Genomic DNA, 14030 nt, shown 5'->3' with positions numbered 1-14030 from the left:
TGCCGGGCGCGGAGCGGCTAGGAAGCGGCAGGGTACGCCGTGACCACAACATTCTTGCCCCAAGGGTCCTCGGTGTAGCAGCTGATGAGGACCAGCCGGTTGGGCACCATGTCCCACACGGGGCTGTCCTTGAGGCCGGACTTCAGGTAAGTCTTGATGCTTTCCACCTGGTAGCTGATGGTCCCGGCTGTGGTTTCGACATCGAAGCGTTCCCCGACGGCTGCGGCTGAGCTGAGGTGGTTGAAGGGGGCGTCTGCGCCTTCCCAGCTGTGGCCGATCACGTAGGTGGTGTTGCTGGAACCACTGCCCGGGATGCCGAACGGCGTCAGCCAGTATCCGTCCTTGGTGGCGGGGGGTTCGATGGTCCGGCTGGACTGCGCTTCACCGTCCAGGTCCAGGGGGTGGACGGCTACGTCGAACTCTGCGGATGGATACCTGATGCGGAGGGGCTGGGCAGCTGCGGGAAGGACAGGTGCTGCCGCAACTTCCGTGGGCATCGTGCGGGCGGTCTGGGAGGCTGAGGCTGGATCCTGTGCGGCAATTGCAGCAGGAACGCCCGTCCCGGCGATGGGAGCCGGGCCACCCGGTGCCCCGCCACCAGCGATGACCACGGCAGCCGCAGGACCATTCCCAACGGACAGCGGCGGCGCCGGGTGGAAAAGCGGAGCACCAAGGGTGAATGACAGGAACGCGAGGATGCCGCAGAACAGGATGGCCAGGTCCCCACGGTTCGATGTTCCCCAGGCACGCTGCCAAGTGTGCCGCCTGGGCGCTGCGTGCCGGCTCCGGTCCTGTGGCATGGCACTCCTCGTTGGTTAGTGGCATTGGCTGGATTGGAAGGAAGGCGCCCTGCCGGGCACTGGCAGGACGCCTTCCTTGTCAGGGGGCCACGGGTTCGTGGCGGATTGCGGTTAGCCGGCGTTGTTCAGCGGACGCGACCGGCGGCGGGCTGCCACGGCTGCGCCTGCCGCAGCAAGTGCTCCCACCCCTGCCAGCCAGCCCTGGCCGCCGTCGGAAGCTCCCACTGCGGTCTGGGCGTTGTAGCCCTGGTTGGTTCCCACGCTGACTGGTGCGGGCGCGGCCTTAGGTGCTGCCTTCGCTGCCGCGGCAGCCTGCTTGGCAGGCGCGGGCTGTGCCGGGACCTGGGCCGCCACGACCGGCGACTTCACCTCAGGCGATTGCACCGCAGGGGTTTCCGCAGCGGGCTGTTCCACTGCGGGCGGGACGACGACAGCGGGTGGCTGCACCACAGGTTGGTCAACGGTGATCGGCACCTCGGTGGGCGGCGGCGTCACCGTGGGTTCCTCCGTGGGCGGCGGCGTCACGGTGGGCTCCTCCGTGGGCGGCGGCGTCACGGGAGTAACGACGACGACGGGCGGCTGCTCGGCAGGCGGCGTCACCACAGGAGCGGGCACCTCGCCGGGCGGCAGCGGCGCGCACTGGGCGGCGTAAAGTTCCTTTCCGGCGGCGGTCCAGTTCTTGCCCTCCGATTTCGACGTCGGCGGGATGATGTCCAGCGGATGCTGGTCGTGGCCGCCCAGCGCATTGATGCTGAACTCCAACGGCGCCCAGGTGCTGCCGTCGCTGTGGCAGACGATGACTTTGTCTCCGGCGGCCAAGGCAGGTGCTGTGAGGCTGATGAGGCCGAGCCCCACCACCCCCAGTGTGGCTAAGGTGCGTTTCATCTTTTTCCCCATCTGTTTGTGAAACGGACCATGGCGGGGACAGGCCAGCGGTTGCGCCGTATGCCCCAGCGGCACGGTCAGCTTGCTTTGAGATTTCAGGCTAGGGAGGCCGCAGGAGCCAGTCGCGAGTAGGGGGTACTCGTCTTTTCCGGCCCCTGGCAGGTCAAGTTACTTGCCGGTACCCAAAACGCTGCCACGTTCCACCTGCTTAAGTGCCGGCATCTTGTCGGTCCCTCTGGCCGTGCCTAACGTTTTAACTGTTAGGGAGGGGGAATCGTGGAAATCTTCATGTGGTGGCTGGACCTGGACCTCGCCAGCAAGGAGTGGCTGCGGCAAAACCTCCGTGCGGAGGAGCTGCCGCTTCCCGTGCTTCAGGGAATCGCCGAGGCGGGAGGTCCCCATCCGGGCAATCCAGCCGCCGTGCTGACCGCCGCCGACTGGGACTTCATCGAGACCCAGTCTGAGTTCGTGGACTGACCCCTCCCGCCCGGGAGGGGGAGGCGAGGGGCTGAAAACCGTTGCGCGCCAACCGATCCGGTGGTTGCATGGTCCGCATGGCAACGGCGGCAGAATCATTTGTCCTGGCAATCGGTACCAAAAAAGGGCTGTGGCTTGCCACCAGCCGGGACAGGCAGGAGTGGTCCCTCACAGGCCCGCATTTCCTGATGTCGGAGATTCCCAGCATCGGAATCGATACCAGGGAAGGCCGCACCCGGATTCTGGTCGGCGTCCGCAGCCCGCACTGGGGCCCCACGGTTGCCCACTCCGATGACCTCGGTACAACCTGGACCGAGCCGGAGCAGGGCGCCATCAAATTTCCCGAAGATACCGGCGCGGCGGTGGAGCGCGTATGGCAGATCTACCCGGACGCCGGGTCCCGGCCGGGAGTGGTCTGGGCGGGGGCCGAACCCATCTCCCTCTGGAAGTCCACGGACGGCGGGGAGCACTTCGAGTTGAACCGGGGCCTGTGGGACCACCCGCACCGCAGTGAATGGGGAGCCGGCTACGGCGGGGCGGCGGCGCATTCCATCGTGGTTGACTCCTCGGGTGAGACCGTCCATGTCGCCATGAGCACCGGCGGCGTCTACCGCTCGGACGACGGCGGAACCTCCTGGGAAGCGCGCAACAAGGGGATCTCGGCCTACTTCATGCCGGATCCCAATCCGGAGTTCGGCCAATGCGTGCACAAGATCGCCGCGGATGCCGCCGTCGAAGGCCGCCTCTACGCGCAGAACCACCACGGCGTCTACCGGACGGACGACAACGCGGACAGCTGGAACTCCATCGCCGGGGGACTGCCAGCAGACTTCGGCTTCGTCATGCTGACCCATCCCCGCCGCGATGGCACCGCCTGGGTGGTCCCGCTGAAGGCCGACGGCGAACGCATCCCTCCGGACGGCAGGCTCGCCGTCCACCGCACCGACGACGCCGGGAACACCTGGAAGCGCCTCAGCGCCGGCCTCCCGGAGCACGAATACAACAGCGTGCTCCGGGACGCGGCGTCGGTGGACGCCGCCGAACCAGCCGGGGTGTACTTCGGCACACGGGGCGGCACCGTCTACGCGAGCGCGGATGAAGGGGAGACGTTCAGGGAGGTGGCATCCCACCTGCCTGATGTCCTGTGCGTCCGGGCGGCAGTGGTGGCCGGTGCCTGAGATTGCGCTGCTGCTTCCCAGCGTCCTGCAGCCCTTGGCCGGCGGGCAGTCCGTGCTGGTTGCGCCCGCTGACGGGCCGGTGACGGTGGCAAGCCTGCTTGATGCGGTTGCCTCTGACTATGCCGTGCTGGGCCGGCGGCTGCGTGACGAGACGGGCGCACTGCGAAGGTTCGTGAACATATATGTCGACGGCGATGAGGTGCGGCGGCTGCAGGGCCTGGACACCGAGGTGCTGCCTGGCCAGGAAGTCCTGGTGATCCAGTCCGTCGCCGGCGGCTGAAGTACCACCCATACACGGGAAATTCGCGCTTCATCGGACGCAGCGAGTTCAAGCCAAAATCGTTGACAATTTCGTCCGCCATCCGTAGCGTCGGTTTCGTGCAGTACTGATCGGCTGCATCCATTCCTAGCGATGATGCGACAGGAAGGTACAGGGTGGCTGCGAGCCTGAGCCTCAAGGACGTCAACCTGCACTTCGGCGGGGTCAAAGTGCTGCAGGACGTCAGCTTCGACGTCGAGCCCGGCGTCATTTTAGGCCTGGTGGGCCCCAATGGTGCAGGCAAGACGTCCCTGTTCAACTGCATCAGCGGCCACTACAAGCCCAGCTCCGGGGCGATTTCCATCGGCGGGACAGAGGTCTCGGGCAGCACTCCATCCCGGCTGGCCCACCTGGGCCTGGCCCGCACCTTCCAGCATCCAGCCCTGCAGTTGAACGCAACAGTCCTGCAGAATGTGCTCCTTGGCGCCCACACCCGGCTGCCCGGCGGTCCCATATCCTGGGCGCTGCGGCTGCCGCGCACCGTCCAGGCGGAGCGGGCAGTCCGCACCGAAGCACTGGAACTCCTCAGTCGGGGAGGGCTCAGCTGGGCAGCAGAGCTGCCGGCCGATGAACTCTCGCACGGTCTGCACAAAGGCATCGAGCTGTGGCGGGCGCTTCTTTCACGGCCCGCGTTGCTCCTGCTCGACGAGCCTGCGGCCGGACTTTCCCACGGCGAAGTGGAACAGCTCATCGCGACGGTCAAGCGCCTCCGCTCGGAGCAGGACATCACCATCATCATCGTGGAGCACCACATGGGACTGATCTCCGCGCTCACCGACCAGGTTGTGGTGCTGGACCACGGACGCAAGCTGATGTCGGGCACCGCGGCCGAGGCGCAGTCCGATCCCCGCGTGGTCGAGGCCTACATCGGAAAGGACGCCGCGGATGACGCTGCTTGAGCTCAAGGACGTCACCGCGTCATACGGGCCTGTGCAGGTGCTGGACGGGGTCTCGCTGAGTGTTCCGGAAGGCGGGTCGGTGGGGATCCTGGGCGCAAACGGTGCCGGCAAGACCACAACCCTGCGGGCCATTAGCGGCACGGTCAGGACCGGCGGGAGCATCAGGTTCGACGGCCGTGACATCCGTGGCCTCCGGTCGGACCAGGTGGCGGCCCTGGGAATTGCCCACGTTCCGGAAGGCCGTGGCACCCTGGGGCAGCTGAGCGTCCGGGAAAACCTGTTGGTGGGCGCCTATCTCCGCAGGGACCGGAAGGCCATTGAAACGGACATTGAGTACTGCCTCGATCTGTTCCCGCAACTGCAGGACCGGGTGGGCTCCCGGGCTGCGGCACTGTCCGGCGGGGAGCAGCAGATGCTGGCCGTGGGCAGGGCCTTTATGGCCAAGCCCAAGCTGCTGCTGCTGGACGAGGCATCGCTGGGGCTTGCGCCCGGCACGGCCAAGACTGTGTACCAGGCCATCCGCCGGCTGCGGCTCGAATCCGGCATAGCCATGCTGGTGGTGGAGCAGAACGCGAACCTCGCGTTCTCACTCGTCGATACCGCCACCGTGTTGGAAACAGGCCGAAACGTGCTTACCGGCACATCGGCGCAGCTCAAGGGCATGGACGAGATCCGCCGCGCCTACCTGGGGGGTTGAACCGGCATGGAAACCTTTATCCAACTCGTGGTCGACGGCCTCGCCACCGGGTCCATCTACGCCGCCCTGGCCCTGGCGATCGTGCTGGTCAACCAGGCCACGGGCCTGATCAACTTCGCCCAGGGCGGCATGGCCGTGCTCTCCGCCTACATTGCCTACGTCTTCGTCCAACTCGGCCTGCCCATCATCGTCGCCATCCTCATCGCCGTGGTGCTTTCCTTCGTCTTCGGCGCGCTGGTGGAGCGTTTCCTGGTCCGGCGGTTTGAACGCGGCGACCCGGACACCGCGGTGGTGGTCACGATTGGACTGCTCACCCTCGTCACCGGCATCTCGGCGGTGCTGTGGGGCTACAACAATCTCGCGTTTCCGTCGCTCTTTCCCCTGACCAGCGTGGAGATCCTTGGGGCGGTGGTAAGCGTCAGGTCGCTTGCCACCGCGGTGACCATCGTGGTCATCATGGTGGTCCTGCAACTGCTCTTCCTCCGTACCAAGCTGGGACTGGCCCTCCGCGCCGTCGCCGACAACCCGTCGTCGGCCGCTTTCTCCGGGCTTCCCGTGGGCCGGCTGCTCATGGTGGGTTGGGGGCTCGCGGCCACCCTCGGAGCCATCGCCGGCGTCCTGGTGGCACCGCAGCTGACGCTGACCCCGGGCATGCTGGACACCGCCCTGGTCTATGCGCTCGCCGCCGTCATCCTGGGCGGCCTGAACAGCCCCATCGGCTGCGTGGTGGCGGCCTCCGCGATCGGTGTCCTGGAGAACCTGGTGGCCGTCTACGTTCCCCTGATTGGCCACGACCTCAAGATTGCGGTGCCTTTCGTGCTGATCTTTGTCATCCTCATCCTCCGCCCACAGGGCCTGTTTGGCAGGAAGGTCGTGGTGAGGGTCTGATGAGTACAGCTGCTGCCACCGTACGCCGCCGGCGGGTCCGGCTTGTCCTTGTTGCCGTTGTGGCGGTTCTGCTGGTCGCCGCGCCACTGATCCTGCCGGCGTTTGCAAACCAGACACTGGTCCGCATTGGGGTCTATGCGGTGGCGGTGCTGGGGCTGAACATCATCATGGGATACACGGGCCAGGTCAACCTTGGACAGATCTTCTTTGTGGGCCTGGGCGCCTACGTCACCGCGTACGGCGTCAACCATGGCTGGAACATCCTGCTGGTGTTCGTTGCAGCCTGTGCCATAGCCGGCGTGGTGGGGCTGCTGGTGGCGCTCGCTGCTGCGCGCCTTGGCGGCCTGGCCATTGCGATGGTCACCATCGCCCTGCCCATCGTCGGCGTCCCCCTGGCCAAACGGCTCGCCGAGTTCACGGGCGGCTCCCAGGGAGTCTCCGCGCGGTTCACTGATGCCCCCGACTGGTCGGGGCTGGCAAACGACCAATGGCAGTTCTACATTGTGCTGGTGGTGGTAGCCGGAGCATTCCTGCTGGCCCGGAGCCTGGTCCACGGCAAGTACGGGCGGGCCTTCGCGGCGGTCCGTGAAAATGAGGCTGTTGCCGCCTCGATGGGCATTTCGCCCTACCGAACCAAGGTCCTGGCCTTCACCATTGCGTCCGTATTCGGCGGTGCAAGTGGTTTCCTGTACCTCGCAGCGGTGCAGTACACGTCTCCGGAGACCCTGAGCTTCGGGCATACCATCAGCCTCCTGGCCGCCATGGTCATCGGTGGTGCGGGAAGCATTGCAGGTTCGCTTCTGGGCGGGGCCTACTACGTCTTCGTTCCGCAGTTGACCAACGCCATAGACCCCAACCTCACCACCGTCAGCCAGGGCGCGATCCTCCTCGCAGTGCTGTTCCTGTTGCCAGGGGGCCTGGTCAGCCTGCCCAGAGTGGTCCGCAGGCTCACCCGCCGTCCTCCCGCCCGGCGTTCCATATCCCGCCCTGCGGCGGAGACTTCCCAGCAGACCACTCCCGCACATCGTCCGGTACCGGATGCTGCGCCGGAGGAACGTGAACAAACAGAGAGGCAGGATGGACCATGAAGATGAGAAAGAAGCCGGGCGGAGTACTTGGCATTGTGGCCTTGACGGCCGCCGTCGCGCTCTCCCTGTCCGGTTGCAGGGGCGACAGCGGGGGCCAGGGCGGCGGCTCCGCGTCCTCTCCGGGGATCACTGACTCGGCGATCACGCTGGGGATCACCACCCCGCTCAGCGGCGCAATCGCCGGGCCGGGCAAGTGCACCGTCGCCGGGGTCTCGGCTTACTTCGGAGCGGTGAATGCCGCGGGCGGGGTGAAGTTCGGCGACGGCAAGACCCGGACCGTGAACATCAAGTCCTACGACGACGCCTACGATCCCCAAAAGTCCCTGGCCAACTTCCAGCAAATGGTCTCTGACAATGTGTTTGCTGCCACCGCCGGCCTGGGAACGCCCACCAACCGGGCGTTCCGTGACGCCGCCATCAGCCAGAAGGTCCCGCAAGTGCTGGTGATGACCGGCGACCCGCTGTTCAGCGACCGGAAACAGAGCCCCTGGCAATTGGGCTTCGTGCCCATCTACCAGAACGAGGGCGCGGCGTTCGGGAAGCTCCTGGCGAAGTCGGGTGCGCAGCACAAAGTTGCCATCCTGTCGCAGAACGATGACTACGGCAAGGGCTACGTCGCGGGCTTCAAGGACGCAATCAAGGGCGCGTCCAACATCTCCGTGGTGGGCGAGCAGACGTACGAGGCGACTGACACTTCGGTGGATGCGCAGCTCACCCAGCTCGCTTCCTCCGGGGCGGACGTCTTCTTCAACGCCATGTCCATCACGCCGCTCACCATCGCGGCCCTCCAGAAGGCGCAGCAGATCGGCTGGAAGCCCAGCTGGTTCCTGCCCTCCAACACCTCAAGCCCAACCGCCATCCTGGAACCCGGCGGCGGCTCCGCCTACCCTGGCATCTACTCCGTGTCATTTGCCAAGGCCCCGCAGAGTCCGGCATTCGCCAAGGACTCCGACGTCGTGAAATTCCTTGACGAACTGAAGAAGTACGGGAACTACCCGGACATGCCGGCGTTCCCGCACTGCATGTGGAGCTACATGGTGGGGGCCACCCTTGAGAAGGCGTTCCAGAACATGAAGGAGCCCACGCGGGACAGCTTCATGACGGCGCTGCGGGACATCAAGGACCTGAAGGCGCCGCTGATGCTCGAAGGGACGTCGGTGGACACCACAGTCGATGGCCAGCCGGCGGTGTCCTCCGTGGTGGTGCAGAAGTACAACGGCAAGGGGTATGCGACTGTTGAAAACGTTGGCTGACTAGGCCGGGGACGCGCTGGGCACCGGCGTGGCGCGTCCCGGGGATTCCAGGGTGTCGATGAGCTCGAGCCCCCGCCGCGCCCACGCTATCTCAGCGTGGGCTCGGTCCACCAGGCCTTCGTATGTGAACCGCTTGAAGGCGATGGTGCGTTCCCGGTCCGCGGGGTCAGTTACGGCCAGGCGGCGCACCAGCATCGGATTGTCCACCTGGGCGATGCGCTGGAGTTCACCCTCCCACTGGGCAAGCTCGGCCTCCCACTGTTCCTGATGCCGCCGAAAAAACGCGCGCGCCGTCTCCGGCGATGCCGCCTCAAGGTAGGCGGCACGCAGGTGCGCAGGGTCGCGGACCCGCGCGTATTCCAGCGGGGTCTGCATCCAATCCAGGAAGGCCTGGTTCCCGGCTGCCGTCACATGGTAAACCCGCCGGGTGGCGCGTTGGCCCCTGGGCTGCTCCTCACCTTCGATGAGGTGCTCTGCCTCCATCTTGCGCAGCTCAGGGTAGATCTGCGAGTCCGGGGCGTGCCAGACGTGCCCCACGGACATGGAGAACTGTTTCTGCAGCTCGTAACCTGACAGCGGGCCGACGCGCAGCAGGGCCAGCAGCGCGTACCGAAGGCTCATGCGGTACTCCTCCAAGGGCTCAAGGAAAGTGCGGGGGCGGCTGCGCCCCCGCACTTCAGGGTCCCCAGCCTAGGCCGACTGGTAGTTCGTCCGCCACCCGCCGTGGTAGGTGGCGCGTGCCACGGTGGAGTAGGGGACGGGGCTCACTACGGCGCGCACTTCAGTCTGCACATGGGGCTCGACGGCGGCCTTGGCGGTACCGCCGTTCGGCTCGCCCCAAACGACCTTCAGTTCCGTGCCTTCGGGAACGTTGGGATCGATGGTTGCCAGCGAGAGTGCGCGCCGTTCGTTTGCGCTGTAGCCGGTGAACATGGAGTACCCCACCACCGTTCCGTCGGCGTCCACCACTGAGTCATAGTTGGCTGAGCCGTAGTTGGCCAGGGGCAGGTCAAAGAACTTGTAGCTGGGCCCCTCCACGTTGAACAGCGACGCGAAGATGGAGGTGACATCTTCTGCGTCCCAGGCCAGGGTGACCTTCTTGCGCTGCATGGCCGGATCGATCCGTTCGAGTGCGTCACGGCCGATGAAGTCGTGATCGAATTTGACGAACGAGCCGTAGCCCAGCTCCCACGGAGTGAGGTAGTAGTCCTCGATGTTCCCGGACACGAACGAGCCCGCCAGGGTTCCGGTGGCTTCATATCCGTCCGCGGGCAGCCATTCGCGGTAGCCGCGCTCGGCTTCGCCGCTGTAGATGGCCGGCAGCGGCGACGGGATCCAGCCGGACTCCAGGGTATTGGACGGGTAGGCGCGGGAACCCACGGGCACCAGCCCGAACTCGGCACCTGCCTCTACGATTGCATCCCGGATGCGGTCGTGGTCCGCGTACGGGCCCCAGACCTCCAGGCCCGGAGCGCCGGCCATGCCGTGCCGCAGGGTGCGGACCGTGGTCCCGGCGATGGTCATGGTGGACATGTTGAAGAACTTGAGCTGCTCCAGTGCGCCCCCGTTGAGCTTTTCGATGACCTGCCAGGCATTGGGGCCCTGGATTTGGAACCGGTAGTACTGGCGGGTCACGGGATGCCCGTACGGCCGTGACGGGGACCGCCGGTCCACGGTGATGTCCAGGTCCCGGTAGCCGCCTGTCTCGCCGTGATAGAGCAGCCAGTTTGCTGCTGGTGAGCGGCCGACATACACGTACTCGTCCTCCGCCTCGTGGAACAGGATGCCATCACCGATGACGTGGCCGGACTCCGTGGTGGGCACATATTGCTTGGCCTTGTTCACGGGGAATACGGCGGTGGAATTGATGGCGGTGGCGGTGATCAGCTTGATGGCATCCGGGCCTTTCATGAACAGGTTGTCCATGTGGTGGGACTGGTCGTAGAGAACGGCAGTCTGCCGCCACGCGGTCTGCTCCTTGATCCAGTTCTGGAAATCGGCCGGGACCACAGGATAGATGTAGGAGCCGATCTGGGAGTTGCGGAGGAGGTCCACCGCCCCTTTGGACGCGTCCAGGACTTCCTGCAGATTTTTCGGTGCCACGATGAACCTCTTGTTCTGTTTGGATTGTTGGTGGGTATCAGAAGACGATGGTTTGGTTGCCGTGCCGGATGACGCGGTCCTCGGCATGCCACTGGACAGCGCGTGAGAGCACTGCCCGCTCTACGTAAGCTCCTCTGGCCTGAAGGTCCAGGGCCGAGTGTGCGTGCGTCACGCGGGCCACGTCCTGCTCGATGATGGGCCCCTCATCCAGGTCCTTGGTCACGTAGTGCGACGTGGCGCCGATCAGCTTCACCCCCCGCTCCTTGGCCTTGCGGTAGGGCGCTGCGCCCACGAATGCGGGCAGGAATGAGTGATGGATGTTGATCAGCGGAACGGCTGCCGCGTCCAGGAAATCGGGTGACAGGATCTGCATGTAGCGGGCCAGCACCACGAAGTCCACGTTGCCGTCCAGCAGCTGCAGGATCTGTGCCTCGGCCACCGACTTGTCCGGCCCTGCTGAAGGGACGTGGAAGAACGGGACGCCAAAGGAGCGCACGTCCTCCGCGGTATTCGTGTGGTTGGAGATCACCATGGGTATGGTCACGGGTAGTTCGCCCCTCCGGTGCCGCCAGAGCAGTTCCAGCAGGCAGTGGTCGGAGGTGGATACCAGTATGGCCATGCGCTTGGGTATGGAGCGGTCCGTCAGCGTCCAGGACAGGCCCAGCGGGGCGAGGGTCTTGGCTACGTCGGCCTCGATTTCGGGCAGCGCCGCCGTCAGGTCCGGACGGTTGAATACAACCCGCTGGAAAAAGTCACCGGACGAAGGATCGCTTGAGTACTGGTCCAAGGAGACGATGTTCCCCTTGTTCCGGGTCACCAGCGCGGCCACGGCAGCCACGATGCCCGGCCGGTCCGGCCCGTGGACAATCAGGCAGGACTGGTCCTTGCGGGACTCTGTGTGCAGGACCATTGATTGCCGTCCCTAGCGCTCTTCGGCCGTGAAGTGACGGGCCCAGTCCGCCGTCGCCAGCAGGCCCCCGAACGTATAGAAGTGCAGGCCAACCTGCGGGGGGAGGTGTTGGTCCTGCCCGGGTGCATGCTGGGCAAGCACGGCGGCCAGGTCGTTGACGAACCGGTCAGGTCCTGCGTCTCCCATCAGGTTGGTCAATGAGAAACCGTATTTCTTGACGATCATCGCGTTTGCTCCCACTCCGAACCGGCGGGCAAACCCGAGGAGACGCTTTACCCCTGCCGGTCCAGGCGTTCCGACCCGGATAGGTGCCTTGATGCCCCTGGCCCTGACCTCCTCGATCCAGCCGGCGACTGGGCCGGTGTCGAAGGCAAACTGCGTAATGATGAAGGCGCCGAGGTCCTGTGCGGCGAGGGCTGCGGTTTTGTCTTCCAGCGCCCGCCAAAGAGTGTCCTTGGGGATATCGGGGTGGCCTTCCGGGTAACCGCCAATTCCCACCTCCCGGACGCCGAACTGCGGCAAGAGCCCGGTGTTGATCAGCGCGAGTGAGTCCCCGTACGGGCCCTCGGGTTCTGCGGGGTCGCCGCCCACCACGAACACGTGCTCGGCGGCGCCCACCTCCTGGAGGCGCTGGAGGAACTTTTCAAGGTCGCCCCTTGATGCCAACCGGCGCGCTGAAATGTGCGGCACGGGGACGAACCCGAGGTCGCGGACAGCCTTGGCCGCTGCTACCCGCATCTCCAGGTCCTCGTTGCCAAGGAAGGTGACGTTGATACGGGTGCCCGGCGGAATCTTGTCCTTTGCCTCGATGAGGGCGGGAATGTCCTTGCCGGTCATTTCCACCGAGAAGTTCTTGATGAGTTCCAGTGATGCTGCGCGGTTGGGGGCGGGCATGATTCGGGTCGCCATCAGCTCATCCTTTCGGCGGGTGCAACGGTGCACCCGCCTCCGACATTACCTATGTCCATAGGTAATGTCGATAGTTATCTACCCAATTTTGACCCTCCTGCTGCCCGCCCGCTCCTAGCCTTCTGCTGCCTCCGGCTCCAGATGGGCGATGGCGCGGGTGTCCTGGAAGGCCCGGACCCCTTCGATGCCCTGTTCCCTGCCCATGCCGGACTGCTTCATTCCGCCAAAGGGCGCCCGCAGGTCCAGCCGCGTTGCACCGTGGTCGTTAACCCAGACGTAGCCGCAGACCAGGCGCCCGCCCACGCGGTCGGCCGCTGCCGGATCGGCGGTCCACACCGAGCCGCACAGTCCCGCCCAGGTCGCGTTCGCCGCCTGCACTGCCTCCTCCTCCGTATCGAACGGGATCAGGGGGATGACGGGTCCGAACTGTTCCTGGGTGACAACCCGCAGTGAGGGGTCCGGATCGATCACCAGCGCCGGACGCAGGAAGTTCCCGCCCCGCAATTCAGGGTCAGAGGGAAGGGTGCCGAACTCCCTGACGACGGCACCTGCTTCCTTGGCTTCCTCGATGAGCTCGGCCACGAATGCCTTCTGCACGGGGGAGTGCAGCGGACCCATGGTGGTCCCCTCGTCCAGCCCGTAGCCGATGACTGCTTTTTCAAGCCGCTGCGTGAGACCCGCCACCACCTCGTCCAGGCGCGAACGGTGGACGTAGATCCTCTTCGCGTTCATGCAGATCTGGCCAGTGGTATCGAAAATGGCGGCGTAAAGCCGGTCCAGGTGGGTGTCATCGAGGATCGCGTCCGCGAGGATGACGGCGGCGTCGTTTCCGCCAAGCTCCAGCGTCACCCGGGTGAGTGACTTCGCGGCCATTTCCATGATGCGCTTGCCGCCGCCCACACTTCCCGTGAAGCAGACCTTGGCGATGTCCGGGCTGGTGATGAGCGCGGCCATGTCTGCGTCCTTGCCGGTAACCACGTTGAGTACCCCGGGCGGCAGTTTTTCGGCAATCCGCTGGACCACGCGGGTGGTGGCCAGCGGGGCCGTGGGTGGCGGCTTCACGATGGCTGTGTTCCCGGCGAGCAGCGCGTGCGGCAGTGATGCCGCGAGGATGGCAATGGGCCAGTTGAACGGCACGATGACCGTCACCACGCCCAGCGGCTGGAACGTGACCGAGGTGGAGACGGGAATTCCTGGCGCGGGCGGCAGCACCTTGGCAGTGTCGACGTCGGGAGCCAGTTCCAGGGCGAGGTTCCACCTGATTTCGAACACCAGGGAGTCCACCCAGGCTTCCATTCGGATCTTGCCATTTTCCTGGGACAGGATGGCGGCATCCTCATCACGGAAGTCGGCAATGCCCTCCAATGCCTGCCGCATCTGGTCGGCGCGCTCCCGTGCGCTCAGGGCAGCCCACCCGGGGTAGGCGGCCTTTGCCGCAGCGATGGCGTCCTGGACGTCGGCCGGGCCCGCTGCCGCCGCGTGGCCCACGATGGTGCCGGGCTTGCCCGGATCGGCAATGTCCATGGTGGCCGCGGCCTGGCGTTCGGCGCCACCGATGTACAGCCCCGTGGTCACCGGGGCGGACGTGTCCACTGTGTTGGTCATGATGTTGCACCTCTCTGTG

General features: G+C 65.7%; 15 protein-coding genes. 8 read left to right on the top strand and 7 right to left on the bottom strand.

What is annotated here, in order from left to right; translation table 11 throughout:
• Nucleotides 1–17: 17 nt before the first annotated feature.
• Together LFT49_RS20825 and LFT49_RS20820 are read right to left on the bottom strand one after the other, a co-directional pair.
• The gene (locus LFT49_RS20825; protein WP_237429288.1) at nucleotides 18–800 is read right to left on the bottom strand and encodes a class F sortase; all 783 of its coding nucleotides are present in this window, start codon (nucleotides 798–800) and stop codon (nucleotides 18–20) included.
• 111 nt (nucleotides 801–911) lie between these two features.
• The gene (locus tag LFT49_RS20820) at nucleotides 912–1685 is read right to left on the bottom strand and encodes a hypothetical protein (protein WP_237429287.1); all 774 of its coding nucleotides are present in this window, start codon (nucleotides 1683–1685) and stop codon (nucleotides 912–914) included.
• A gap of 276 nt (nucleotides 1686–1961) precedes the next feature.
• On the opposite strand from LFT49_RS20820, the gene LFT49_RS20815 reads away from it, so the two are divergent.
• The 8 genes from LFT49_RS20815 to LFT49_RS20780 all read left to right on the top strand — a co-directional run bounded on the left by LFT49_RS20815 (nucleotide 1962) and on the right by LFT49_RS20780 (nucleotide 8484).
• Nucleotides 1962–2162 (top strand): hypothetical protein, encoded by a 201-nt coding sequence (locus tag LFT49_RS20815; protein WP_236800332.1) that lies wholly within the window; start codon nucleotides 1962–1964, stop codon nucleotides 2160–2162.
• 68 nt (nucleotides 2163–2230) lie between these two features.
• Nucleotides 2231–3340 (top strand): WD40/YVTN/BNR-like repeat-containing protein, encoded by a 1110-nt coding sequence (locus LFT49_RS20810; protein ID WP_236820867.1) that lies wholly within the window; start codon nucleotides 2231–2233, stop codon nucleotides 3338–3340.
• Nucleotides 3300–3620, top strand: coding sequence for a MoaD/ThiS family protein (locus LFT49_RS20805; protein WP_373462134.1), 321 nt, complete (start codon nucleotides 3300–3302; stop codon nucleotides 3618–3620). The genes LFT49_RS20810 and LFT49_RS20805 overlap by 41 nt, the downstream gene beginning before the upstream one ends.
• Before the next feature lie 155 nt (nucleotides 3621–3775).
• Nucleotides 3776–4558: an ABC transporter ATP-binding protein gene (locus LFT49_RS20800; protein WP_237429286.1), complete on the top strand. Its 783-nt coding sequence runs from the start codon at nucleotides 3776–3778 to the stop codon at nucleotides 4556–4558.
• Nucleotides 4545–5255: an ABC transporter ATP-binding protein gene (locus tag LFT49_RS20795; RefSeq protein WP_237429285.1), complete on the top strand. Its 711-nt coding sequence runs from the start codon at nucleotides 4545–4547 to the stop codon at nucleotides 5253–5255. Before LFT49_RS20800 ends, LFT49_RS20795 begins: the two co-directional genes overlap by 14 nt.
• Nucleotides 5256–5261: 6 nt before the next feature.
• Nucleotides 5262–6143, top strand: coding sequence for a branched-chain amino acid ABC transporter permease (locus LFT49_RS20790; RefSeq protein WP_236820865.1), 882 nt, complete (start codon nucleotides 5262–5264; stop codon nucleotides 6141–6143).
• The gene (locus tag LFT49_RS20785; RefSeq protein WP_237429284.1) at nucleotides 6143–7231 is read left to right on the top strand and encodes a branched-chain amino acid ABC transporter permease; all 1089 of its coding nucleotides are present in this window, start codon (nucleotides 6143–6145) and stop codon (nucleotides 7229–7231) included. Before LFT49_RS20790 ends, LFT49_RS20785 begins: the two co-directional genes overlap by 1 nt.
• Nucleotides 7228–8484 (top strand): ABC transporter substrate-binding protein, encoded by a 1257-nt coding sequence (locus LFT49_RS20780; protein WP_237429283.1) that lies wholly within the window; start codon nucleotides 7228–7230, stop codon nucleotides 8482–8484. The genes LFT49_RS20785 and LFT49_RS20780 overlap by 4 nt, the downstream gene beginning before the upstream one ends.
• Here the strand turns inward: LFT49_RS20780 and LFT49_RS20775 are convergent, their stop codons facing one another.
• The 5 genes from LFT49_RS20775 to LFT49_RS20755 all read right to left on the bottom strand — a co-directional run bounded on the left by LFT49_RS20775 (nucleotide 8485) and on the right by LFT49_RS20755 (nucleotide 14011).
• Nucleotides 8485–9105, bottom strand: coding sequence for a helix-turn-helix transcriptional regulator (locus tag LFT49_RS20775; protein ID WP_237429282.1), 621 nt, complete (start codon nucleotides 9103–9105; stop codon nucleotides 8485–8487).
• A 69-nt stretch (nucleotides 9106–9174) separates the two neighbouring features.
• Nucleotides 9175–10587, bottom strand: a complete 1413-nt coding sequence (gene ligM, locus LFT49_RS20770; RefSeq protein WP_237429281.1) for a vanillate/3-O-methylgallate O-demethylase — start codon at nucleotides 10585–10587, stop codon at nucleotides 9175–9177.
• A gap of 37 nt (nucleotides 10588–10624) precedes the next feature.
• Nucleotides 10625–11497, bottom strand: a complete 873-nt coding sequence (purU, locus tag LFT49_RS20765) for a formyltetrahydrofolate deformylase (RefSeq protein WP_236800322.1) — start codon at nucleotides 11495–11497, stop codon at nucleotides 10625–10627.
• Nucleotides 11498–11509: 12 nt separating this feature from the next.
• The gene (locus LFT49_RS20760) at nucleotides 11510–12406 is read right to left on the bottom strand and encodes a methylenetetrahydrofolate reductase (RefSeq protein ID WP_237429280.1); all 897 of its coding nucleotides are present in this window, start codon (nucleotides 12404–12406) and stop codon (nucleotides 11510–11512) included.
• A 114-nt stretch (nucleotides 12407–12520) separates the two neighbouring features.
• Nucleotides 12521–14011: an aldehyde dehydrogenase family protein gene (locus LFT49_RS20755; RefSeq protein WP_237429279.1), complete on the bottom strand. Its 1491-nt coding sequence runs from the start codon at nucleotides 14009–14011 to the stop codon at nucleotides 12521–12523.
• Between the last annotated feature and the right edge of the window lie 19 nt (nucleotides 14012–14030).

The sequence above is a fragment of the Arthrobacter sp. FW306-06-A genome, from assembly GCF_021870055.1.
Classification (GTDB): domain Bacteria; phylum Actinomycetota; class Actinomycetes; order Actinomycetales; family Micrococcaceae; genus Arthrobacter.
Note: the sequence above shows the minus strand (reverse complement) of the source record. Positions and strands in the feature narration are given on the sequence as shown.

Bases quoted from the DNA above. Each gene is read 5' to 3' on its own strand.
- LFT49_RS20825 (WP_237429288.1), bottom strand. From the start codon at position 800: ATGCCACAGGACCGGAGCCGGCACGCAGCGCCCAGGCGGCACACTTGG.
- LFT49_RS20820 (WP_237429287.1), bottom strand. From the start codon at position 1,685: ATGAAACGCACCTTAGCCACACTGGGGGTGGTGGGGCTCGGCCTCATC.
- LFT49_RS20810 (WP_236820867.1), top strand. From the start codon at position 2,231: ATGGTCCGCATGGCAACGGCGGCAGAATCATTTGTCCTGGCAATCGGT.
- LFT49_RS20805 (WP_373462134.1), top strand. From the start codon at position 3,300: ATGTCCTGTGCGTCCGGGCGGCAGTGGTGGCCGGTGCCTGAGATTGCG.
- LFT49_RS20795 (WP_237429285.1), top strand. From the start codon at position 4,545: ATGACGCTGCTTGAGCTCAAGGACGTCACCGCGTCATACGGGCCTGTG.
- LFT49_RS20790 (WP_236820865.1), top strand. From the start codon at position 5,262: ATGGAAACCTTTATCCAACTCGTGGTCGACGGCCTCGCCACCGGGTCC.
- LFT49_RS20785 (WP_237429284.1), top strand. From the start codon at position 6,143: ATGAGTACAGCTGCTGCCACCGTACGCCGCCGGCGGGTCCGGCTTGTC.
- LFT49_RS20780 (WP_237429283.1), top strand. From the start codon at position 7,228: ATGAAGATGAGAAAGAAGCCGGGCGGAGTACTTGGCATTGTGGCCTTG.
- LFT49_RS20775 (WP_237429282.1), bottom strand. From the start codon at position 9,105: ATGAGCCTTCGGTACGCGCTGCTGGCCCTGCTGCGCGTCGGCCCGCTG.
- purU (WP_236800322.1), bottom strand. From the start codon at position 11,497: ATGGTCCTGCACACAGAGTCCCGCAAGGACCAGTCCTGCCTGATTGTC.
- LFT49_RS20760 (WP_237429280.1), bottom strand. From the start codon at position 12,406: ATGGCGACCCGAATCATGCCCGCCCCCAACCGCGCAGCATCACTGGAA.
- LFT49_RS20755 (WP_237429279.1), bottom strand. From the start codon at position 14,011: ATGACCAACACAGTGGACACGTCCGCCCCGGTGACCACGGGGCTGTAC.